The sequence below is a fragment of the Virgibacillus sp. MSJ-26 genome, assembly GCF_018918075.1.
Classification (GTDB): domain Bacteria; phylum Bacillota; class Bacilli; order Bacillales; family Amphibacillaceae; genus MSJ-26.
Genome location: NZ_JAHLPW010000019.1, coordinates 1 through 24,067 on the forward strand (window position 1 = coordinate 1; position 24,067 = coordinate 24,067).

General features: G+C 36.3%; 16 protein-coding genes and 2 pseudogenes. 9 read left to right on the forward strand and 9 right to left on the reverse strand.

Features of this window, described 5'->3' with window-relative positions; all coding sequences use genetic code 11:
* The 5 genes and pseudogenes from KQI49_RS15300 to KQI49_RS15320 form a co-directional block, all read left to right on the forward strand.
* Positions 1-273, forward strand: a pseudogene (locus KQI49_RS15300) (tagatose-bisphosphate aldolase); the annotation flags it as partial.
* 743 nt (positions 274-1,016) lie between these two features.
* On the forward strand, positions 1,017-4,397 hold the full coding sequence (locus tag KQI49_RS15305; RefSeq protein WP_216490381.1) for a S8 family peptidase: 3,381 nt from the start codon (positions 1,017-1,019) through the stop codon (positions 4,395-4,397).
* Between the two features lie 832 nt (positions 4,398-5,229).
* Positions 5,230-6,090, forward strand: a complete 861-nt coding sequence (locus KQI49_RS15310) for a hypothetical protein (RefSeq protein WP_216490382.1) — start codon at positions 5,230-5,232, stop codon at positions 6,088-6,090.
* 29 nt (positions 6,091-6,119) lie between these two features.
* Positions 6,120-9,158, forward strand: a complete 3,039-nt coding sequence (locus tag KQI49_RS15315) for an FIMAH domain-containing protein (RefSeq protein ID WP_216490383.1) — start codon at positions 6,120-6,122, stop codon at positions 9,156-9,158.
* A 415-nt stretch (positions 9,159-9,573) separates the two neighbouring features.
* Entirely contained in the window at positions 9,574-10,104 is a 531-nt protein-coding gene (locus KQI49_RS15320) for a hypothetical protein (RefSeq protein WP_216490384.1), read from the forward strand.
* A 366-nt stretch (positions 10,105-10,470) separates the two neighbouring features.
* Here the strand turns inward: KQI49_RS15320 and KQI49_RS15325 are convergent, their stop codons facing one another.
* Positions 10,471-10,749, reverse strand: coding sequence for a hypothetical protein (locus tag KQI49_RS15325; RefSeq protein ID WP_216490385.1), 279 nt, complete (start codon positions 10,747-10,749; stop codon positions 10,471-10,473).
* 126 nt (positions 10,750-10,875) lie between these two features.
* Here KQI49_RS15325 and KQI49_RS15330 point away from each other — a divergent pair, with 126 nt between their 5' ends.
* The 3 genes from KQI49_RS15330 (at position 10,876) to KQI49_RS15335 (ending at position 12,263) form a co-directional block, all read left to right on the forward strand.
* Positions 10,876-11,649 (forward strand): hypothetical protein, encoded by a 774-nt coding sequence (locus KQI49_RS15330; protein ID WP_216490386.1) that lies wholly within the window; start codon positions 10,876-10,878, stop codon positions 11,647-11,649.
* 72 nt (positions 11,650-11,721) lie between these two features.
* The gene (locus tag KQI49_RS18780) at positions 11,722-11,850 is read left to right on the forward strand and encodes a hypothetical protein (protein WP_256439021.1); all 129 of its coding nucleotides are present in this window, start codon (positions 11,722-11,724) and stop codon (positions 11,848-11,850) included.
* 38 nt (positions 11,851-11,888) lie between these two features.
* Complete coding sequence (locus KQI49_RS15335; protein WP_216490387.1) at positions 11,889-12,263, forward strand: hypothetical protein; 375 nt, start codon at positions 11,889-11,891, stop codon at positions 12,261-12,263.
* A 218-nt stretch (positions 12,264-12,481) separates the two neighbouring features.
* Here KQI49_RS15335 and KQI49_RS15340 read toward each other — a convergent pair whose 3' ends face one another.
* On the reverse strand, positions 12,482-14,119 hold the full coding sequence (locus tag KQI49_RS15340; RefSeq protein ID WP_253286863.1) for a GIY-YIG nuclease family protein: 1,638 nt from the start codon (positions 14,117-14,119) through the stop codon (positions 12,482-12,484).
* A 478-nt stretch (positions 14,120-14,597) separates the two neighbouring features.
* Here KQI49_RS15340 and KQI49_RS15345 point away from each other — a divergent pair, with 478 nt between their 5' ends.
* A complete protein-coding gene (locus tag KQI49_RS15345) occupies positions 14,598-18,953 on the forward strand; it encodes an alpha-N-acetylglucosaminidase TIM-barrel domain-containing protein (protein ID WP_216490388.1) in 4,356 nt (1,451 codons plus the stop codon).
* A 930-nt stretch (positions 18,954-19,883) separates the two neighbouring features.
* Here the strand turns inward: KQI49_RS15345 and KQI49_RS15350 are convergent.
* The 7 genes and pseudogenes from KQI49_RS15350 to KQI49_RS15380 form a co-directional block, all read right to left on the reverse strand.
* The gene (locus KQI49_RS15350; RefSeq protein ID WP_216490389.1) at positions 19,884-20,354 is read right to left on the reverse strand and encodes an SMI1/KNR4 family protein; all 471 of its coding nucleotides are present in this window, start codon (positions 20,352-20,354) and stop codon (positions 19,884-19,886) included.
* A 378-nt stretch (positions 20,355-20,732) separates the two neighbouring features.
* Complete coding sequence (locus KQI49_RS15355) at positions 20,733-21,077, reverse strand: hypothetical protein (protein WP_216490390.1); 345 nt, start codon at positions 21,075-21,077, stop codon at positions 20,733-20,735.
* Between the two features lie 552 nt (positions 21,078-21,629).
* Positions 21,630-21,929: an Imm50 family immunity protein gene (locus KQI49_RS15360; RefSeq protein ID WP_253286864.1), complete on the reverse strand. Its 300-nt coding sequence runs from the start codon at positions 21,927-21,929 to the stop codon at positions 21,630-21,632.
* Positions 21,930-21,954: 25 nt separating this feature from the next.
* Positions 21,955-22,041, reverse strand: a pseudogene (locus KQI49_RS15365) (HNH/endonuclease VII fold putative polymorphic toxin); the annotation flags it as partial.
* A gap of 30 nt (positions 22,042-22,071) precedes the next feature.
* Positions 22,072-22,596, reverse strand: coding sequence for an SMI1/KNR4 family protein (locus KQI49_RS15370; RefSeq protein WP_371817580.1), 525 nt, complete (start codon positions 22,594-22,596; stop codon positions 22,072-22,074).
* Between the two features lie 24 nt (positions 22,597-22,620).
* Positions 22,621-23,340, reverse strand: a complete 720-nt coding sequence (locus KQI49_RS18935) for an HNH endonuclease (RefSeq protein WP_216490392.1) — start codon at positions 23,338-23,340, stop codon at positions 22,621-22,623.
* Positions 23,341-23,716: 376 nt separating this feature from the next.
* Positions 23,717-24,064: a tRNA-Val4 gene (locus KQI49_RS15380; RefSeq protein WP_216490393.1), complete on the reverse strand. Its 348-nt coding sequence runs from the start codon at positions 24,062-24,064 to the stop codon at positions 23,717-23,719.
* Positions 24,065-24,067 lie beyond the last annotated feature (3 nt).

Below are 24,067 nucleotides of genomic sequence, written 5' to 3' on the forward strand. Positions count from 1 at the left end.
TATCGTCAATGTTCAGAAAAAAGTCGTTTGCCATTTATTTATTTAAGTGGTGGTGTGACGAACGAGCAATTTATCGATACGCTTCACTTCGCTAAAGAGGCAGGGTCTAAGTTTAATGGCTGTCTGTGTGGACGGGCCATTTGGAAAGACGGTGTGCGCCCATTTGCTGAAGAAGGTCAAGAGGCTTATGTCAATTGGCTAGAGACGACAGGCGTCAGCAATTTGGAAAATGTTCGTGAAGCCGTTCAAGAAACAGCTTCACCTTGGAAATAACAGACGTAAATAAAATTTATAATAATTAAAAACACGTAGCATTCTTTTGATAGAAAGTAAGAGTTATTCCTTTTGTTAATCATATTAAACTCAAAATAAACCTCACCCATGAAAGGGCGAGGTTCATTTTTATATTTGGAGCGTCTCACAAATTAATGAGCTTGACTGTGCGGTCATGGAGGTTGCTGGTATCAATCTAGGAAATCCGAGAACACTTTCACTAGGATCTTGATGGGGTGGAAGTCAATGGAAAAAAACGAATCATTGATTTTAACCATGAATTAACTGATGTTATGATGATAGTTCAATGCACATCTTAATGGTTATGAGAACGATGTAAGATTAACTAAGAATAATAAGGTATCCAAAACAACATGGTTCACACTTTACTTTGATGATGTGAGCCATGTTGTTTTTTGACTCCACATCAGTTTGCTCTTTTATTTTTCTTACAGGGTTTTTAATGCGGTTGAAATTGATACATCCAATTTGCAGGACTTTACACTTAGTGATATTGCTTTGTGCTTAAAGAACAAGGCTTAAAAAACAGTCAATTAGGTTCATTTCGACAAAATTCGATAGAAATTAATGTTTTTTTGGTTAGAAGCAGTTATAATAAAATGAATTTATAGAATGTTATAATATTTTAGAGTTTACTTTCATTTTAGTTTTGCTTTGGGGGGGTTAGTCGCGTAAAAATGTTCTTGGTGTAAGGAAAGTTAAATTTTTTAGGAGGAGAAAACATGAATAGACAAAGATATCATGTCCGATTGTTCAGTATCATCGCTTCATTCGTTATGTTGTTTTCAACATTAGGATCAGGGGTGGTGGTGGCTCAAACCGATGATAATCCAGTTTATCGAGCATTTAATGATACAGAAGCAACTACAAATGTGAAATTGAGCAATCGTTTGCTGGATGAATACTCAGAAGTAGATAAAGTTACTTTTTTGGTTAAATTTAAGGAACAAGCGGAAACGGAAAAAGTGGTTGAAAAAGCGAAAGAAAATGCTGAATCAGCCCGTTTGACTGCTCAAAAGGCTGAGCATTTACAGCGTTCCGCAGTTATATCTGAATTAAAAGCGACATCCTTGGATGCTCAACAAAATGTGCGCGAGTTTATTGAAAATGAAGAGGCGGCTGGTCATGCAGAAATATTACATTCGTATTTTATCGTAAATGGAATGGCGGTGACAGCTACAAAAGAGGTTGCGGAAAAGATTGCTTCATTTCCAGAAGTTGAGAAAGTTTTACCCAATGAGACAAGGCAATTGAATATTGGCTCGGATGTAGCAGTAGCCGAAACACTGAAGTCGCATTCAACTGAAGAAAATACAGCATGGAATGTTGACCAAATTTATGCACCGGAAGTGTGGGAGAAAGGGTTTGACGGCTCCGGTATCGTTGTTGCTAGTATTGATAGTGGTGTGCAATGGGATCATCCAGCATTAAAAGAAAACTATCGTGGCTATGATGCTGAAACAGGGGAAGTTGATCATGAATTTAGCTGGTTTGACTCTGCCACTGAAAAGACGGAGCCATATGATGATGTAGGTCATGGTACACATGTCACGGGAACAATGGTCGGTAATGAGCCTGATGGTTCAAATCAAATCGGGGTAGCTCCAGGTGCAAAATGGATTGCTGTTAAAGCATTTTCAGATGACGGTGGGAGCGATGCAGATATATTAGCAGCTGCAGAATGGATTTTAGCTCCGACAGATAAAGAAGGGAATTCACGGGTTGATCTTGCTCCAGATATTGTAAACAATTCATGGAGTGGTGGACCGGGACTTGATGAATGGTATCGGGATGTTGTAAAAGAGTGGCGTCATGCTGGTATTTTTCCTGCATTTGCAGCGGGAAATGTGGATATGTATAATCCAGGAGGTCCTGGCTCAATTGCTAATCCAGCGAACTATCCGGAATCATTTGCAATTGGTGCAACAGATAAGGATAACTTGATTGGAGAGTTTTCACTACTAGGACCATCACCATATGATGAAATTAAACCGGATATTTCAGCTCCTGGTGTAAACATATATTCTTCTGTCCCAGGTGATAACTATGAGGATGGGTGGAATGGAACGTCGATGGCGAGTCCAGCTGTTTCAGCGACAGTAGCATTGTTACAACAAGTCAATGCGAATCTATCTATTGAAGAAGCTGAAGATATTTTAATAGAAACAGCAACGCCTTTAACGGATGATGACTATACCGAGTCACCGAATAATGGATATGGTCACGGACTTGTTGATGCGCATCATGCATTTTTATCTATGACAGATGGCCTTGGAACTGTCGAAGGGAAAGTGGTTCGTAAAGGGGATGAGGCCCCGGTTAGTGGACAAGTTAACATCGTTGATGATGGGCGATCTGTTAAGACAGACCCTGAAGATGGATCATTTAAATTATCCCACGAAGCTGGAGAGTATACAGCAGAAGCTGAAGCTTATGGTTATCAATCGGAGGAACAATTGGTCACTGTTACAGAAGATGAGGTTACTCAGATTGACTTTACATTAGAAGAAATGTCTAAAAGCACGTTAAGTGGAACAGTTACAAATGAAATATCGGGTGAAGTTGTTGACAATATCTCATTAAGTCTTGTTGAAGATGCAAATATTAAACCTGTAGAAACAGACGAAAAAGGGAACTTCAAAATGACTGCTTATGATGGTACTTATACATTGAAGGTATCAGGCAGTGGCTATCATACAAAAGAAGTTGAAGTAACTTTCGAAGATGATCAGGAAATCAACATTACGCTAGATCCCTTCTTTACATATCCCGGGGAAGAGATAAGTTATGATAATGGAACTATGACAAATGGGAGTATGTACTTTGCTGGTGGAGCCGGCTGGGCGGTTAAAATGTCGTTACCGGATGACAGGGATTCTGCTGTAGTAACGAAAGGGTTGTTTCATTTTATAGATAAAGGTTTTTCCGATACAAGTGGAACGGATTTTGCTGTGGAAGTTTGGGATGCCTCTGGAGCAGATGGTCTACCAGGAAAAAAACTTGCTGGCCCTATTTCAGCTGATGCTAAATTTGATGAGTGGACCACTGTTGATTTAACCGAGCATCAAATTGAAGTTGATGGAGACTTTTATATGGTCTATGTGCAAATGATGGACTATCCAGTGGCTCCTGGGCTAGGTACAGATGATGGTAATCCCTACACACATCGAAGTTACCAATATTTGGATGGTAAGTTCTATCCTGCGTTTGAAGATGATGGAAATTATATGATTCGGTCGAAAGTGAGCTATGAGATAGAGTCACCTGTCATTACGTCACCAAAAGAAGGAGAAACTTTAAATGAATCCACCATAACAGTTGAAGGGACTGCCTCACCAACGACAGAAATTACACTTATGAATAATAGAAAAACTAGTGGTGAAACAGAAGTGGATGACGATGGCCGATTCCTGACGGAGATTGAGCTTACAGAAGGTGAAAATGAATTAACAGCAGTATCAAAGGTTGATGGTGAGACAGCAAGTAAATCGGAACCTGTTACTGTGATATTGGATAATGACAATGATAAGTCAGAACTAACCATCGATAATCCTAAAGATGGCGATAAGATTAATGATGAAACAGTCACCGTTGAAGGAACCGTTACCCCTGATAATCTTGATTATGTTGAAGTGAATGGACAAAAGGCAGATGTGTCGGAAGAAGGAGAATACTCTAAACGAGTGATGCTTGATAATGGTGAAAATGAAATTAACGTATCAGCGATGTATCATGATGGCGATAAAATAGAAGAATCAGTCACTGTTCAAGTGAATTACAATGCTCCTGTTATTGAAAACTTGACTCCAAACGAGGATATATATCTTAAAACAGGGGAATCAATCAAATTTGAATTTGATAGTGAACCAGGATTAAGAGCTACATTCCAAATGCACATGCCATTAACGAACACTTTCACAAGTTTTGCCCAAGCAACCGAATTCCCAATGATGGAAATGTCAGATGGTCATTATGTAGGTTACTGGACAGCACCAGAAAAAGCTTACGCAGGAGGAGCGATTCTCGAAGTTAAAGTGATGGATAAGTTTAATAATGTGTCACGGGAAGAAGCGGAAGGTAAACTATTTATTAATACTGATTGATAATCATCGAATTGTATATAATCGGTAACGGGGTCACATCAGATTAGCCTTGAAAAAATGTCAGTTACATGAACAAATCGCAAGGAGTCAAATTTTGAAACTTGATTCCTTACGATATTTATTAGGTGAAGAAACATTTCGGTTGATTGCTGAGCTGATATTGATGGGAAAGGGAGGAAAAGGATCCATAGAGCCAACAGTTTGTTTGGAATAAATTATACAAAAGCAAATCTCTCATGAAAAATACGGACGAAGAAGATTTCCGATAATACATTGAAATTTTCTCAGCCTAGGATGCCTAAAAAAGCGAAAACGTGCTATTATCAGACGGAATAATCGATCCGCAGCAGATGATTAATGAGCATAAAATGTTTTCCTCATATGATTGGTGAAGTGCTAAACTTTAAATCTGGAATTCTTGTTGTAGAAAAAATACAATAGCCCAACCTTAGTGGGCGAAAGAAAATTAAACTAAAAAACACTAATGAAAAAACGATTGTTATTTCATTAGTGTTTTTTTCTGTTCGCTCACGAGCAGATTACTACATAAAGTTTAATTATGTGCAGATGAAAAGGTGTAGTTAAAAAGACTCGCTATAACTATTATAAGAGGCTTTAGGTTTACGTTTTCCCAAACATATCACCATACTATTTTCCTAATTAACAAAAAAGTTAAATAATTAAGCAATATTAATAAAAAACTCAACAATATCCTTATTGTGAAAGCGCTTTAAAAAATATATCTTTAGGTTATATTCTAATAGTTGTTTAAAGGGAAACTAGAAAGGAGTGAAAATAAATCTATCATTTTAAGCGAGAAGGAGGATAGATAATGAGCAAAAAAAACATCGGTATTATTGTAGTTATTAGTATATCCTTAGTTACTCTTTATTTTATTAGTTTTAGCGATATTTCAACTAATGCAAAAGAAGACACATTAATGGATGAATTTGAGAATTTAAAGGGTGAGTCAATTGTAATTGAAGAAGATGAGTTTGACTTTTATTCACAAATTGTACGGAAAAAGATTAATGATCATTCAGATGAAGAAAAAGTAAAAAAGGAAACGAAAAAGTATATTCAAGATGTCTATACCCAATATTTAATCGCAAACTATTTAGACGTATCTAGCCCATACTCCTTTGAAAAGTTGAAAATCGACATGGAACAGGAGAATAATCAAAGAAAGATTAAGCAGGAAAAGGGAGAGAAATTTTATGGGGTGGTTGAGTTTGAATTGGAAGACTATATTCAATATACCTTAAGTAATCTTCAATTAGATATTGTTGACGCTTTGATTCAACGAGCGGATGAATCACTTGTAAAAGAAGCAGAAGAGTATTTGGAAGCTAACCCTGAGCAATTTACCACAATAGAAGCCATTGAATATGAGATTAATAGAGAAGGAACATCAGAAAAGAAAACGATTACGAGACCAGAAATGTCAACATTGGAGAAGGTCGATTCAGCCCTGTTTCATGAGTTGTTCTATGGTGAAGAAGGCGCAGAATTCGAATTAGATGATAATGGGGAATCCATAGAAGGCAAAATTTTAACAAAAACGACAGATGAATATCACATGGAAGACTCAAAAAATCAAATTTTAAAGGTGTATATTACGAGAGATATTTATGATGAGCTTATTAAAAAAATAGGAAAACATAATCCAATTAAATTGGATATGTCATCTTAAATAAATTTAAGAATGGAGATAGGTTAGCGATGAAAAAAATGTGGAAAAACCAGCCAGTCATCTGGCTGATGTTAGTAGCTATGATTTTTCAGCTCTTCCCACAAATGATGGGGCTAGGATACGTTAATGCAGAAATACAGGATGAGGATGATATTGGTGAGAATTTAGTTATTTATCCGTCCTATGAAGAAGATGTTGATTTTGAACCGCATGTAGGAGGACAAGCTAAAGTAGGAAATTGGTTTTATTACGGAGAAGGTGTTGAAAGAGTAAAGAATGAGCCTCATAGCGGAGATTATGCTGCTCGATTATCTTCTACTAGTGATGCTTTAGAACAAGATATTCAAGATTTACAGGTGGGAGAAACATATAAACTTTCTGTCTGGGCTAAAAATACGAACCCTGACAAAACTTCTGCTTATATTGTCTTGAAAAATTATGGTGGAAATGAAAAACAATTAAAAATTGATTCATCTGAATATGAACAATATGAAGCTCAATTTGTCTTTACTGGCGATAAAGATGACATGCCCCGAATAGCGGCTTGGGTAGAAGAGAGCAGTGAGGGTGAGGTCTATGTCGACGATTGGGAGTTAGTTTCTGAAGGCAGTGACATTGCCGATTTAAACATTGAGAATGGATTAATTACTGTTGATTTTGATGAAAATTATCAAGGAAATATAACTAAGAATAATTTCCAAGCGACTTACTCCAATTCTAGTGATTCGGGTAATGTCAAGGAATTACCTATTGTCTCTGAGTCTGTATCTGATAATACCTTGATGATGGAATATACGGCTTTTGAGAAAAAGCCAATTGAGCAAGAAATCACCGTTAATTTGCAATATATGCCTGATAATCAAAGTACAGCCATAAATTATAGTCTGGAATTTACAGTGGAATCTTCTGGTGAACCTTTGGTAGAAGCAAAAATAGAATCAATAGAAGCAGAAGATGGGCACATTACTATTACACTTGATGATAATCCAACAATTGCTCCAGTTGAAAATGACTTCGCTTTTGAATATAAAGTCAATGATGGGCAATATGAATCCTATGATATTCAAGATTTTCAATATAATGAGAAAGAAAAAACCGTTGAATTCAATTTTACACCGGTAAGAGCGGGTGCCTATGAGCAAACCGTGACGGTAAAAGTAACTTATAATGATCATTTTGATACCACTGATTATGTATTAGAGGCACTGGAAACGGGTGAAGGTGTAGCTTATTATGTTGATGCAAAAAATGGCGATGATAATAATGATGGGACAAGTCCAGAATTAGCATGGAAAACGATTGAAAAAGTAAACGAAATTGAATTTGAACCAGGGGACCAAATCTTATTCCGAGCGGGAGAAGAATGGACTGGTGCATTGAAACCACAGGGTTCTGGTGTGAAAGATGCACCGATTGTTATTGGTAGTTATGGCTCAGGTGATAAGCCAATATTAAAACCTGGAGAAGACTGGACGATTTCACACATGAATATTGCTAGTCAAGTTGTCTATGATCCAGTCGTCAACAACGTCATCACTTTCTTTAATCAGGAATATTGGGAAGTAAGGGATCTGGAATTATATGATCCAACTTACGAAGAAAACGAACAAACGTCTGTATATCGCCGAGGAATTAATATAAGTGCAGAGGATGCTGGTGATCTTAATTATTTCAACTTTGATAATTTAGAAATTCACGGGTTTAGAGGTCCGAATACGAACGAAGGAAAATCTTCTGGTGGGATAATTATGACTGTTACCACCCATTTAACCGATGAATCCAAACGCGTACCAACCGCCCTTCATGATATAACAGTAACCAATAGTGAACTATATGACTTAGGACGTTCCGGAATAAACTTTGTCACCCCTTGGACGACAAGAGAAGGTGAAAAATGGAATGAGCATGAGGACTTTGGATATGCTGGTTTAGGATCATGGAAACCCAATGAAAATCTTACAGTCAGCAATAACATCATTCATGACATTGATGGCGATGGTGCCATTATTGATAATGTTAGTAATGCGTTGGTTGACCATAATATCGTGTACAGAACAGGATTTAATAGCTGGTATGCTGTAGGTTTATTTAACTGGAATTCTGATGATGTAATATTTGAGTACAACGAGGTATATGATACAGTACCAGCCGATAGTCTACTAGCTGCTGGAGATGGTCAAGGGATAGAAATTGATGCATTGAATCAAGATACGTATGTTCAATATAATTACATGCATGATAATTCCGGTGGAACATTTATGTGGTGTAACACCCCTTCCTTACTCGGATTTAATGGGGTATTCCGTTACAATATCAGCCAAAATGATGGAACGAGACACGGTGTATTTGACTGGAGACCAGGCCATAAAGGTAGCCAAGCCTATAATAATACAATCTATCACGAGGATACTGGTGACACAGGGAAATTTATGGAAAATGGTGCTACTGGCATGAGTGATGCCGAAATCTTTAATAATATTTTTGTGAATAGAGGAGACATAGGGGACTTAGACTTTATTGAATCTGAGATAGATTGGGAGAGAAATATCTTTACTGGATATGATGAACTCCCAGAAAATGATGAATCTATAATAACCGATGATCCACTTTTTGTAGATGAAAATACTGGTGAAATTGGATGGGATACCGTAACTGGTTATAGCCTACAACCTGAATCGCCAGCGATTGATGCTGGTCTGGAAATCGACAACAATGGTGGACAGGATTACTTTGGTACATTGCTAACAGATGGCAAACCGGACATCGGTGCTGTTGAATTTGTAAAGGAAGACGACGTTCCAGTAAAAAGTGTATCTGACCTAAAAACATTGGTTGAACAATACGAAGAATCCGGTGATATTTCAAATGACGATGCCGTCCACGCTTTGAAAATTCATTTAACAGCATTAGAGCAATTTGAAAAAATAGGTGCTAACGATAAAGTAGTTAAACACCTCAATGGGTTTAAAGATTTACTTGATCATCAAAAAGAAGTTGAAAAGATATCTGATGAAGCCTATGACACTCTCACAAAAGGTGCAGATACGCTAATTGATAACATAGAGTAAAGCTAATTTATCGCAGGTTAGTTGCTGCATGATCCGCCAATTTTAGAAATTGATAACAATATGACTAAGTGGGGGATCAGCAGCAAGTAATAATAGATAATCGTTCGTGCGACTAGGTCAATATAAACCAGTTATAGACATAATTCTGAAGTTGTGTCTATAACTGGTTTTATTATGGGATTACAAGTTAAGGGTGACTTATTTTACTGGATGCGAAGAGTTTTTTCTTGTTCCTTTCTTTTCTCGGGCATTGTTGATTGTCTTTTTTATTTCATAAGAGTTAGAATCCTATTATGTTATAAATGATTGAGATAGTCTATAAGGACAGAGAACCAAGCCTTTTGTCCTGTCATTGATTAAAAGAATGTGATGTGTTATTTTAACTGAGATAATAGGAAATGGGGGAGTTCACAGGATGAGAAAAAAGTTTTTATTTTTATTTTGTACATTATTTCTGCTTGGTGTCATGGCGGGGTGTTCGGAAGATCCTAAGGAAGAATTGGAATCATATCAGAAAGACTTCGGGGAAAATGTGATAGAACCTGTTCATGAAATTAATTTAGAATTAACGACAGCATTGAATAGCTTTAACGACGGTGATGCAAATGACGAAGAAGTTGTTTTATCTTTAAATGAAGATCTTTTAAATCTCATCGAAAAAAAACGAGAGTATCTTGCGGATATGAAAGAACCAGAGTCCGAGGCGGGGGAAGAATATTATGAAGCTTTAGTCAGCGGGGCGAATGCATTATTCGATTACTATGAAAAAAGTTCAGAATTAATAGAGGCTCTTGCAGACGGGACGACGAAGGAAATGACGGAAGCGGAAAAGGGTACGAGTGATTTGGCTAGAGAACGAAAAGAAAAGGAAGATGTGATTAGGAAACTACAAGAGAAATTTGAAGAGGAATTTGAAGTTGAATTTGAACCAGGCAGAGTACTGTAATAAAATAACGGATGCAATACATCTGTTATGCTGCGATAAGCATTATATAAATTAGTACTGCGGGAAGTGTGAAGGACGAGAGAAGGTTCTCGCATTTCCCAAAAGTCACAACGAAAGGCCATAGAAACACGGAGACTCGCAGGAAAAAACATTGAAATGTTTGAAATTAAACAATGGGTTGAGGAAGTCAGGTATTCCCATGGTGACAGACGTTTCATTCAATAGGTTATTGTTCAACAGTTAACGAAGATATACAATCGGACTATTGGAATTTGGTTATGGACATCGCCGTGTTGAGCAAGCAAGAGCTGACAGGTTAAATTGTAGGGCTAGTATCCTAAGTAAAATTAAATATAGTCCGGCCCGTTAATATTCATAAACTTTGTCTTTACATTCGTCTTTTTTATCTGGAAACCCATCTTCTGTGGAATAACTTCCTATTTTAAATTCTTCATCAAAACTAAGTGAAATAACCGCTTCATTATTTACCACGGCATCAATAACCATACCACCCATCGTACTTTCATAGGGTTCTTCACTTTCAATTGCAGTTACTTCTTTGAAATTAGCGTTAATAAAGCTTTCGGCGACAGACTTTGCTTTATCAATCGTTTCTTCATCAAAATTATCTTTATTACTGTTCACAAAGCATCCTCCTAATAGTATAATAATGCTTAATATGAAAAGAGTTTTTATTTTCAAACAAATCACCTCAATATTTATAATACAGAAAGAGGTAGTGACCAAGGGGAAAATGATTAGGAAGAATCAGTGATTGCTAGTGAAACTTATTCTCAGGGTAAGGATAGAATTTTAGTCACATCAAATGATCAAAGTAGATCCCAAGAGGCCTTGGAGAATGAGATGGAAATGGTTCAGGCATATCTTTTCCTAGGCACAAAAAGCCCTAATGGAACAGAAGTGGACGCTGATACACGAGCGAAAATGGAAATGTATTTAATGATGCTAAAAGACTATCATTCGAGTATCGCAGGTAGAGATGAAGTTATCATGGTCGGACAATTGGACTATAAACAAGATCATGACGGAATCTCTGGTCATTATCTCGAATATGTGGTTAAGTCGTATAAATATGATGCTGGGGGTCTATTAAGTAAAGACGATTATCGTGAATTGAGATTTTATGATGATAGTCCAGGCTTCGATGAAGTACCTGCTCTTCATTATTCATCAGTGACGTATGCGACAGGAGAGCATGCATCTTCTAATATTTCTCATAGTGAGTTAAATAAATTGAAAAATGAAAATGCCTGGTATGACGCAAACTTCATAGCGACAAGGGTTTTAGATAAAGTTATCTCCTCATTAGCTAAAAAAGCAGATGTCGTTGGTTTTGTTGAAATCGGCAAAGCAGCCGTTGGATATGAGAAAGCGGAAAATGAAAGAGAAATAGGTACTAAAGAGGCATTGAACGTAGCAGAGAGATTAAATTTGGAAATATCTATTAGTGAGAAAACTCCTGGTAAAGAAATAAATATCCAACTCTATCCTCAAGAAGAAACGTTCAAAAAAGTAGAACGTTGAAAAGAACTTCATGCAGCTAATCCCAATATTGATTTCCCAGAAGATGCTGTTAATGAACATGATTGGTACAAAATGGGTGAAACATTATATAATCTGGAATTAGACTTGGAAGAACATAGTACTAAAATAATTAATTATATTTCAAGTGGAGACAAAGACGGGGAAGATTCTATTGAGGATTTAGTTAAGGGGATAGAATAAATTATACACTGACGCCTCTTATAAGGAGTGTTTTAAGAATGAAAAAAATAAAAAACTTGCTATTATTCTTGCTCCTTCTAATTTTAATAGGTTGCAGTACCAATGTGACTGAGGAAGATTTAGGCGGAGGAACTTGGGTTGGTACTGCGGGATACGAGGATGGAGAACCAGCAGGAGAGCCTAATTGCTTGTACTACATTATCGACGGACTTGAGTTTAAAGATGAAGATACCGTTTATTCTGAAGCCTACGAAAAAGATTTTGAATATAAGTTAGCTGATGATGAAATTACATTTATGGATGAAAATCATCATGATAGTTATTATATTGATTGGATAGATGATAATAAAATCGGTTTAACGGGTGGAAGTGACATGCAGAAGAATGAATCATGCTTTTTGGAGCGGAAGTGATGAAGTTTCGGGGAAGCTCCCAACTACGGGATGATTTACGGTTTAATTAATCGTTTATATACATAAACACACAATTTTTTTACAAGTATATTTATTATAAATATATAAAAAGGGAGAGACCAATAGATCTCTCCCTTTATTTGTGTACAATGCCAATTTGACTCTCTATGACTATTAAATAATTAATTGTAATTTTTTTGCTGAAACTCGTATCCAAATTATGATACTAATGAAGACTCTTTTATAGCCAGAGTTTGATTATATTCTTGGGCCAACATTGTTGTGACAAACTCCACAGTAGGATCTATATCTTCAACTCGCTCTTTTAAGTCTTCTATTGTTGTATAGAAAAATTCTTTTCGGTAATTCACTTTGTTTACTCTTTGCTCGTTCAGTAGCTTATGAAGCTTGTTTTCTAATCCAACAGCGTCATCGCTAAATATCATAGCATGAACATCGAATTTAAATGGGACGGAGGCACTGCCTAATTCATCTACTCTATCTTGTGGGTTTACTCTTCTGGTCATACCTATTTTAAACATTTGTTCTCCAAAGGATCCTTTATTTGAAATAATGTAAACATACCCAGCTTTACCAAGTGTTAGGCTGGCAATTTCTTCTTTTTTATCATCGATTTCTTTAACTTGAATTTGAAGTTCAGCCAACCTATCTTGTAGTTGTTTAATTCTTTCGCTATCAGTTTCTTGCTCTAATAGGTTTTTGTGTCGCTCCATCTCTACGTTGAATTTTCGTTCCTCAACATCAAGCTTTTTCTTTTCTTCAGCAAGCTTTTTTTTCTCTTCGGCTTCTTGTCTCATTTGTTCTTTAATCATTTTTTGTTCTTCTTTTTCTTGTTCACGATAGACATAATATTTATATTCAATTTGAATAAGTTCTTTATAAAGAGGTTCTATTTCTGTTAAAAATTTAGTGATTGTTGGTAAAATAGCCTTATTACCAGTTGCACATATAGAGAGGTATTTCGTAATTATGTTATTAACAGCCTCTTCGGATTCATCTAATTTGTTGTACTTTAATTGCAGTAATAGAATTTGTACTTCAGCTTGAAGCCCTATTATCATTAAGTTATAAATGGTTTTATTTGCTTTAGTTGTATATCGGTCTTCATATTTGCGTAGAAGATTTTTGATTTCCCTTTTTGTTGCGTTTGAGAGCTTTCTTAATTCTTTTGAGTGATCGGAATGTAAATGTAGACGAATAATCGTACCAAGTAAAGTGTCTTCATCTAATTCTTTTTCAAGCTCTTCAAGTTGATTGTTTACGTCGTCAAAATTAATCGTGTGAGGGAATCTACTACTAAAATTCTTAAGACCTGTCACCTCAGCTTTAAATTTTCTCGCCTGATTTGTATAGCGATTCACTTCTTTGGTTAATTTAGAATGTTCTTCCGATAGGGTCTCAATTTCAGTTTGATAATCCATCGTTTTTTTTAAAACTTCAGTCAAACTTTGATTGGCTTCTTCAACGATACGCTCCGCTTCTATCTTTGCTTTATCTAGAAGCCCCTCTCGTTCCTGTTCTACCTCTTTTTCAAATCCGACTCGTAAGTCTGCAATAAATTTGTCTTGCCCATTAATAATATGTTTGTTTTCTTTGATTTGAGTCTCAAGGTGTATATTATTTTCATTAAGCTTTTGCAATTCTTCTTCTTTTTCACGAATTGGTTTGTTATATAGTTCATCTTGTTGCAAAGTTTCATAAAAAGATTTACGATTTATCATTTGGAAAATGAGTAGAATAATAGCAATGATGCCAGGTATAATAAAAAAGCTGAACATACCTAATGTTAAAATGAAGGGTGAGGAATACCACCACTTATCGCGATATTTTTTCATGTCACAATTCTCCTTTTCGAGACTAAATAACTAGTCCTTTTAACCTAATTATACCAAGTGTATTTAATAAATAGTAGCTTTTTCAAAAAAAGAAGGAATTTTTGTTAAAAGGGGCCACCGAGTCGTGATTGGCAACGGGTTTAGCCGTCACTATTTACTGAATGAGCACTTATTGTCATTCGATCTACATAATAAATTTGGTGTACTTTATAACAATTTTTAAAGTCCCTATGTTAGATCTCTTTTACATAACTTATCTACTAGAACAGTCCTATTCCTTCCCTATTAATCAAAGGATTAAAGTCGTAGTTCTTTCTAGTCATTTTCTCAAAAATGACAATTTTCGAAAGCTATCTATTGAGAAAGCGCTTTAACTATATTATGTTGAGTTACAAACACCACGATAAAATCTAGCGACTACAAGGGAGGTATAAAAAGTAGATTTAAATTAACTATACATTGGAAAGGAGAAGATTCTGTGAAAGAATCTAACATACTAGTTAGAACCATAGGAATAATTTCTGTACTTCTGCTCATTGGTATGATGCCAATATTCTCTGATGCTAAAGCTTTCAATTATAGTCAATCAGAAAGCGACAATCAAACAGAAACATTACCGTCTCAAGACGATACCAAATCAGCGGAAGTATGCGTTAAAGGGGACGAAGACTCTGGAGTAAACTATGAAAAGTCGTCTAATGACTCTTCCGTCAATTTACAAGAAGCATACGATTTGATAGAAAGATGGTTATCTTGCGAACAGGTGAATCAATTCGAGTTTAAAGTTTTGGATGAGTCAGAGTATGATCAAGAAACGTTTAAAATTAGCACAGGTGATGATGACCATATCGTCATTGAGGCTACAAGCACAAGCGCATTGTTGATGGGCTGGAATTGGTATATGAAATATGAAGCTGATTCTAATATTTCTTTTAACGGTAAGAACGTAAACTTATCTGAAGAGTTGCCGTTGCCAGAGGAGGAAATAGTACGTCAAGCGAACGTAGAAAATCGATTTGCGTTAAATGACACCGATGAAGGATACACTGACCCTTATGCTGATTGGGAGGAATGGCAGCGGAAGATAGATATTCTAGCAATTCATGGTATTAATGAAGTACTTGTCTATCCTGGGCAAGAAGCCGTCTATCAAAAAACTTTTGAAGAATTTGGTTATTCCAAATCGGAATTGCGTGAATGGATTCCGGGCCCAGCTCATCAGCCTTGGTGGCTTATGCAAAATCTTAGCACATTTCCTCGTGTCATGCCTCAAGAGGTTATTGACAAGCGGGCTGAATTAGGTGAAAAAATTAGTGATAGATTGAGGGACCTGGGTATGACACCTGTTTTCCCCGGTTATTATGGAATGGTACCTTTTAAATTTGAGGAAAGAAATCCAGATGCCGAGATAGTCTCTCAAGGCACATATCATACGTTTCAACAGCCTGATTGGTTGGATACAACAAACGAATTATATTCGGAAATTGCCGCTACATTTTATGAGCACCAGAGTGACCTGTTCGGGGACACTGATATGTTCAAAATGGATTTATTCCATGAAGGTGGTAAGGAAGGTGGCGTAGACGTAGGGGAAGCTTCAATAGCTGTACAGGAAGCTTTAAATACGGCTCACCCAGATGCGATTTGGGTTCTTCTAGGCTGGCACTCCAATCCGCGAATAGAAACTCTTGAGGCGGTAGATAAAGAAAAAGTACTTGTATTAGATGGGATTTCCGATAGAGATACCGCCAAAAACAGAGAAGAAGATTGGAATCAGACTCCATATGCGTTTGGAACGATATGGAACTTTGGCGGCCATACGAACATGGCAGCAAATCTTACCGTGTGGAATGAAAAATTTTATGAATGGTTAAACAAGGAAGACAGTGCGCTTTCAGGAACTGCCTTATTGCCTGAAGCGATTAATAATAATCCTTATGCTGTGGAATTTTTTACTGAACTAGCGTGGCATGAAGAATCGTTGGATTTGGATGAATGGACGGCGGATTATGTGAAAGCTCGATATGGAGCCTCGGATTCTCATGCGATTCAGGCTTGGCAAACGATACAAGATACGCTTTATAACTTGCCCGGCAATAACTCTAGCGAATACGCAACTGAATTGTATAGTTTAGAACCTGATATAGATGCATTGAACGAAAGTAGCTATTTCCAAAAAGACTTGCATTATAGTAAGGCCAAGTTTGAACAGGCGTTGGCGGATTTACTCGCTGTGGATCCCGAACTACAGGACAGTAGTGCTTACCAATATGATCTTATGGATGTAACTAGGCAGGTTCTGGCCAACAGGGGACGCATTTTACTTCCTGAAATTGAGGAAGCTTATCATGAAAGGGATAAAGAATTATTTGAGGAGTTGAGTGATCGATTTCTTCACTATATCGACCTTACTGATCAGGTGACGGCTACTAATTATCATAGTATGCTAGGACCATGGTTGAATAAGGCTGAAAATTGGGCAACGAGTGAAGGAGGGATTGAGCAATTGAAATACGATGCAAAGTCTCTCATTACAATATGGACGCCTCAAAACAGTCTTAATGACTATGCACGTCGTCAATTGTCAGGACTTACCGGCGATTATTACTATTCAAGATGGGAGTCTTATTTTAATACGCTTGACGCTGCATTAAAAACGAAGACGGCACCAAAGTCTATTGATTGGTATGAATTTGGAGAAGATTGGGTAAATCAATCTGGTGATTTCCCAATAGAGCCAGAAGGAAATATTGTTGACATCGCTAATGATGTATACAATGAGCTTGCGATTCAGTCAATAGGTGAACTGGAAGTGACCAGCAATCAAAAAGTATTCAACAAAGATAACAAAAAGGCAACAATCAAGGGTTCATTTACCAATAAAAGTGGATTAAGTGAAGCGCAAGATGTTGAACTTATATTGGATGTCCCGGATGGTTTTACAGTGAAACCCAAGACGGAGACAACAAGAGAGCATGTTGGAGCAGGTGAGGAATTCAGTGTTGAATGGGAAGTGACCACTTCTGAAATTCCAAGCGAAGAAGCAACACAAATCTTCACTGTTAATACAAATTATGAAAGCAATGGTGAGACCCAAACACTATCTGAAGATGTAATAGAACTTGTAGAAAATGAGGTGAAATCTCCATTTAAGATGGTATCATTTAATGAGTCAACGTTTTCTCAATCTGAATCAGGTGATGAGTTAGCCATTTACGGTGGCGGTGAGGATTGGTGGAAATCGACGGATGAATATGGTGCCATTTATAAAGAGGGTGGTTTTGAATCTTTTGATACGGCAACAGCAAAGGTTGATCATCAAGATGAGACGTGGGGATATGCACGCGCTGGACTTGTCGCACGTAATGACCTCACAAGTGAATCAGCTGGCTATATCAATCTTTCTGTTACACCAGAAAATGGGTGTGTGCTTTCTTGGGACAGTAATGGGGACGGAAAACTTAACGAAAGTAAGGAAGCAAGCGGCTTTTCTGCTCCTACTTATGTAAAGTTATCACGAGATGGATCCACTTTCACAGGTTCGTGCAGTAAAGATGGGGAAACATGGACAGAGGTTGGGACAGTAGAGGTTGCTGACGTTAACTCGACCCAGGATATTGGTTTGGCTATGTCAGCAGCAAATAGGCATTCCGAGGAAATGGGTATTGTTAATTTCAGTGAATTTGAAGTAGAACCACAAATATTTTCATTGGATTTACCACACAAAAAAATACCTAATGGAATTCCAGTGAATATTAACGCCGTTTTTGAAAATGTATTGGACGAACCGATAGAAAATATGGATGCTTCATTAGACGTACCGGGTGATTGGGAAGTAGAGAAAGTCACATCAGAAAAGTCAGAAGTTGCTCCCGGAGAAAAAGCGGAAATGTCATGGAAAGTGATTGCACCTGATGATGCTGAATTTAGTCGGTATAATGTAGGAGCTTCAGCGAATTTTGAAGTGGATGGAGAAATACAGGATGCTGAAGATGCTATACCGATAGAATTGGTCTCTCCAACAAACAAATTAGATGAATCTTTCAATAATGTTGGAATCACAGATGAAGATAATCCAGATTCAGGCAATCTTGATGGGAAAATGAGCTTTTCGGCGCAGTCGCTTGCTGAAAAAGGATTTACTCCAGGTGCCACTGTGACACATGATGGAATGGCTTTTGAATGGCCAGATGTTGCGGCTGGAGACCTTGATAATGTTGCCGGGCAGGCGGCAATCCGAAAAGATGTAAAAGGAGACAAGCTTTCCTTTATTGGTACAGCTGTTGGAGCAAGCTCTTCAGATCAAAAAGGTACAGGATCTATTATTTATTCGGATGGGTCTGTAGAAGAATACACTATTAAATTCGCTAACTATTATGCTGGACATAATCCGTCAAAAAACAGCGTGGTAGCAGTTGATGGACGAAACAGGCCATCTGGTCCAGTAAATGCCGAATTCAAATACCAATTCCTTTACGATACCGTGTCATTGGATCCGGATAAGAAGGTTGCGGCCGTTATTTTGCCGGAAAAATCCAGTTTGCATGTATTTAGTATGACAATGACCAAACTCAGCTCAGCCGATTTGAAAAAACAGGTTCAATATTTACGAGAACGAGAAGAAATTAATGACGATGAAACGACAAATGCATTAAATCTCCATTTAACAGCTGTAGAACACTATGAAAAATCAAAAGCAGGAGAAAAAGTGATTAAACACATGAAAGGCTTTAAAAAGTTACTTGAACATCAAAAACATGAAGATTTAATTTCAGAGGAAGCCTTTAATAAGCTAAGCATAGATGCAGATTATTTAATAGAAAAGTGGCAATAAAAAATTCGTTTAACGGCATTAGTTCATGGTTTCCCGAGTCTCCCCAAACCGGGGAATTAGGAGGATTTCAATCTTAATTACAATTAAAGAAATGAACATATGTAAGTTCGCGAAGCTGTTCAAGCAACAACAGCACCATGCAAATAACAAATGTGGATAACTCTAAAAGCCATTCTATCTTTCTAATTATTTTCAACTCAAGCGGACCGCATCCATGAGGGGGTGTGGTTCGTTTTTATGTGTTTGGAATTGACGCATATTAATGGCTGTCAGGTTTGGGCGGTGTGGTCAATAGGCTGTAAGCCATACGTGAGTGTGATTGGATGAAAGGATAACGATGGATAAAGTACTAGATTAGCCTTCCCACAGTTTCGCAAGAGGATAGATTGACTTTGCTTTGTATGACTGTCAAACTACTATTAATACGTTGGTTATTATCCATTTTAACCAATGCCCTTTAATGACCTTATTATATACAAAATTATATCCTCGATATCTAGACATTGCTTTATATCATCTGCTGGTATTTTGAAAATTCCATTCGATCATAGTAGTAAGAAACAGACAGTAATGAGTAAAGGCAAGACCGTGTATAACTACATTGCCTCGCTTTTTTGCACTTTATTGAATACTGCTTTTTAAATTAGATCAATTGTCACTGTCATCTGATTCATCATCACAGACCATCAAGAATATTACCAGATATCGTTGGTCAGGAAATATATGTTACTCATGCCAGGATTATATTGTTCGTCTGCATAGTCCCATAAATAAATTTGGTCAGTCATAATTGTGTGCGATTGTTCCTGGGAAAAACTTGAATACCGTTTGCACTATCACCTATTCCATTGGACACATTCATGGAAGCATTCATATTAGCCGAATATTGTACTGCTTTTTTCATCAAGGATTTGTTTGGTCTATAACATATTATATTTCCTGACTAACCAAATCTAATAAGAAGTCTCCAAAATTATCGGCAATAACTTCGTAACTTTGATGTTTTAATGCAACACCGGGGGTATAAGCAACTATCCGTGGTTCTCTAGCATCATTTAAATTATTAAAGTTAAGGCAGAATAAATCGTCACTCCCAGAATCGTATATTACAAGAAGGCTATTTGGTAAACTTGATACTTGTCTTTCTGATAAGGTATACCAAATAGCATCTGGTACAGAAGAGTTTTCAAAATCGTCATGTATAACACCGAAAATTTCTTCTGCTCCAAAATTTCCCGCTCCGAAGGTTTTTAGAAAGTCCAAATACGAAGGTGAAAATTTTAAATTAAGTTTTTGTTCAGCCTTTAAAATCAATTCTTCAAAACGTCCTCCTATAAAGTCATTTAAACTTTCATTTTCTGTGATTATTTTTTTAGCTTTTTGATAAGAATTAATGAGCATAAACATCCCTCATTTTCTGGGTTATTATATTAAAAGTCACTTGCTTTATTTTCCAGTAGCTTTTTCGCTATTTATTAAATTCAAATCTATTAATACCTGATGGTGAGCGTTTGAAAAAATATGAATACTTCATTTAAACATCCAAAAGAATTATTTTTCGTAAATAGGGAAAGCTTTAGCAATCGTTCCATCTTTATTTACAATCTGGGCAGAACGCCCGTTATTTCAATGGAGGAATGAACGTCTGACTTGAACGTCGTGATGGATTGTGATTACGACTCCGTAGAAATGATGAAAAAGACCCTTAAACAGTCATCATCTGATCTCTCAGATTAACGCATTTCTATGCTTCCCCCGATTAAAGTCTCTTATGACTTTTTAATCTTTTGTTAACTCAGGAAGCATTGATTTTAGTGAATTTATCTGTTCTAACTCATACTCGTAATTAACAATCCCATCGAAATAGAAGGATAGGAGAGAATAGAAACGATCGGCGCTTTCTAGTAAAGATGATAAGAATACACGCTTATCAACAAGTTGATTTGTTACTTCACCATCATCAATCATTACTAACATCGAGTTATAGTCTATTGTTTTTAAATCGAATTTTATCGGCTGGTCAGGAAAAAATGTAAATCCATAACCAGATTTTAAAACATCTTCAACGGTATTGACGATATAAACCCATAATTGATCAACTAAATCCCAATGATTGAAATTCATTAATAACTTTATTGTTGTAATTAATAACAATGACACCATTTAAGTAATTTAAATCGAGTTGCTTTAAGACATTCATCATTCTACTACCGCCCTCAACGTTAATAAAAAAATGGGTTGGATGATTAGTAGCCTTTTGCAAATTATAAATTGGTTTATTGGGGGGATTAATATATATTTTTACTTCTATAATAAGATCACCTACCTAGAATATAATTCTCCTATTCTTCCCTTGTTTAGACCGATTATATATTCAATTCCACTTACCGTACCGGTTATGGTACATACTGTTTTGTTTGTTCCTTTTAACCTCCTTTACATTAGAAAGGCAAGTGCGTCAAGACGTTCAGAAAACCATTAAAATGATTGGGTGGTAGGAGGTAAGGTTACAGAGGGAGGGGACGGGTACCATCGTCCCATTATTTTTTCCTGTCGCCGAAAATCTTTACACCCGATTCATTGTGTCCCCTTTAGTATCTATGTATCCTTTAATTGTTTGGATAATGCCCACATCCGCTTTGATACTTAAATCTAAAGTTCCTGAAACACTTATATCTAATAGATTAGTTTTTGATCCAATTCAATTTTAATATCTACACTAAGCTTTTTGTTACTAGCTTTTATAGATAACTCTTTAATATCAAAAAAATTAAGTTCAACTAAAACGCTGTTATATCCTGAATTATTCCATTTTATCGGTGGATTATCTGCATACTTAGGCATAACAAATACTATTGAAAACTTTCTACCTTCATCCTCTAATTTCGTGCTTAAAATACGAATATCGATTAATTCAGGAACTTTATTATATAATTGTGATATAAATCGATTGTCATCTAGTTGTTTTTGCCACATATTATCACCTCAATGTTTTTATTGATTATTTGTTAAATGGATAATAATCTTTAGTGTCAGGCACTTTACCAGTTCTGGGGTTTTCGGATAGTCTCACATTATAATGTGGTCCTTGGTTTCCTTTAGAACGAGGTTCTTAAGGCTATTTGTCTTCGTTTAACTCGTTTAAAAAGTCGGGGTCAACCCATATATCCCGGATTTTATAGTCTTGTAAATCCATATTTTCCTTCATTGGTTTTATCTTTTCTATAAATTTCTCAAAGTTTCTTTCTATATAAATAAGAGGATGATTAGGCTTAATGTCTTCGTTTAATAGCTCAGTATCATGATCCCATAGGCTTATATAATGATTATCTAAGCCTAAACAAATTATATTCCCACCTTCAACTCTGCTAATGGGTATATGTTTATTTGGTATGCGCTCTTTATAAATTTCATATTGGAATTTTAAATCATTAATTTGAGCATTTTTAACACCAAAGAAGTCTGTTATGGATATTGATTTTATATCTTCATTTTTAAGTTCGATAATATTTGGTTCAGGGGTACCTACATTATATTTCCGTAAAAAGTGTTTATAGCTCTGGGGTAAAATAATCCCCAATTCGTTTTCAAACTTATCAAGTTCAGTTTCATCAAATGTATATTTATTCGAACTGATATCAATCCTTTATTTTCACCTCAAAATTATTCAGGGTGCTAAACCCTTTCTGATTAATGCGGCCCCACCTGTATGCCTGACAGTCTGATGTAAATTTGTTGGTACTAGGATCAATGTTTTCCCATCTTCAACGTGGTTCCATGTGAAGCCTTTAGGTGTAGATTTTAATCCAACAGCCCTATTTGCGGCTGTGAAGTCACTAGAGGTATTGCCCTTTAGCCCTTCGATTTTTACACTTATTTTTGAATATGGACTAAAGTCGGGAAAACCATCTAATGTAAATCTTACTCCGTCTGGATATTTCTTTGCTAAAGCACCATCTAATTTATATGTTTTTCCCGCAAACTTTTTATTTATAATTCTTACTTTGTTATTAATAGGAGTAGAGCTCTGTTTTGCAAACATCATTATCTGATCTCTCAGATTAACGCCATCAACTACATTATAAGGAACAGGGCCGACAGTTGCTAGTTGATGTTGTGGGCCATAAGGAAACAAGTTAGGCATTTGAATGTTGGCTGCTTTGTTTGTTGCATTTTTCACGCTTTCTTTGGCGGCTTTTGTAACGTTAGAACCTACTCGTGTTGATTTTACCGCATTTCCAGCGCCTTTTGTACCTAAAATGGTTCCGAGAGTATAGGTCACCCAATGGGAGCGGCTTTCTGCGTCGCCGTTAACCATATCGCGGGTAATAGATTCAGCAATGACGTTGCTGTTTATGGCTTTGCCACTTTCTGAAAAAAACGACACCTTAGGTACATAGTCTAAGGTGTCGCAATATGACTACTATTATATTTTTTTAATTCCTCAAACGACTTTTCAAAAAAATCATTAGGGTGTAATGTTTCATGGTTAGAGTAAACCATATCGTATTTGTATTAACCCTTTAAACTATTTCTTTTACATTGTAATGAAGCTTTATTTCTGTAGGCAAGTCCTGGTTAAATTCCTGGCATTTTTGGTGTAGTGTATTAATGTTAGATTATTTACCCCAGTTTTTTTATGTGTGACTTTTGTCTATCCAATGACATGTTATATTTATAATTAGATGCTTTGTTTAATTATTTGGTACTTAAAGAACTAGGTCAGTGTTCTTGCCCTGTTCCTTTCCTTTTCAAGAATACAGTTATAGATTTATATCAATAAATCGCTCAGGTAGTTTTTCTTTCCAGATCAGAATCAACTTTCTAAATTCTTCTGTCTCCATTGTTTGATCTGGTGGAGGGTCGTCTAAAATATCGGCAAGCGATACAGTAGTAATGTCAGGTTTTATTAATACGGTTGGTGCATCAAGAAATAATTCGTATTCCGAGTAAGTTCCATTGATAACTTGATCGATAGTCTCTATTATTTTTTTAACATCTTCCTCTGTAGAGATTAATTCAATGAAGTCAGAGAACAACTCTACATCTTTAGGAAGTTTAATTAATAAACGCCCTGATGGTGTACGTGTGAAAAAATATGAATATTTCATTTA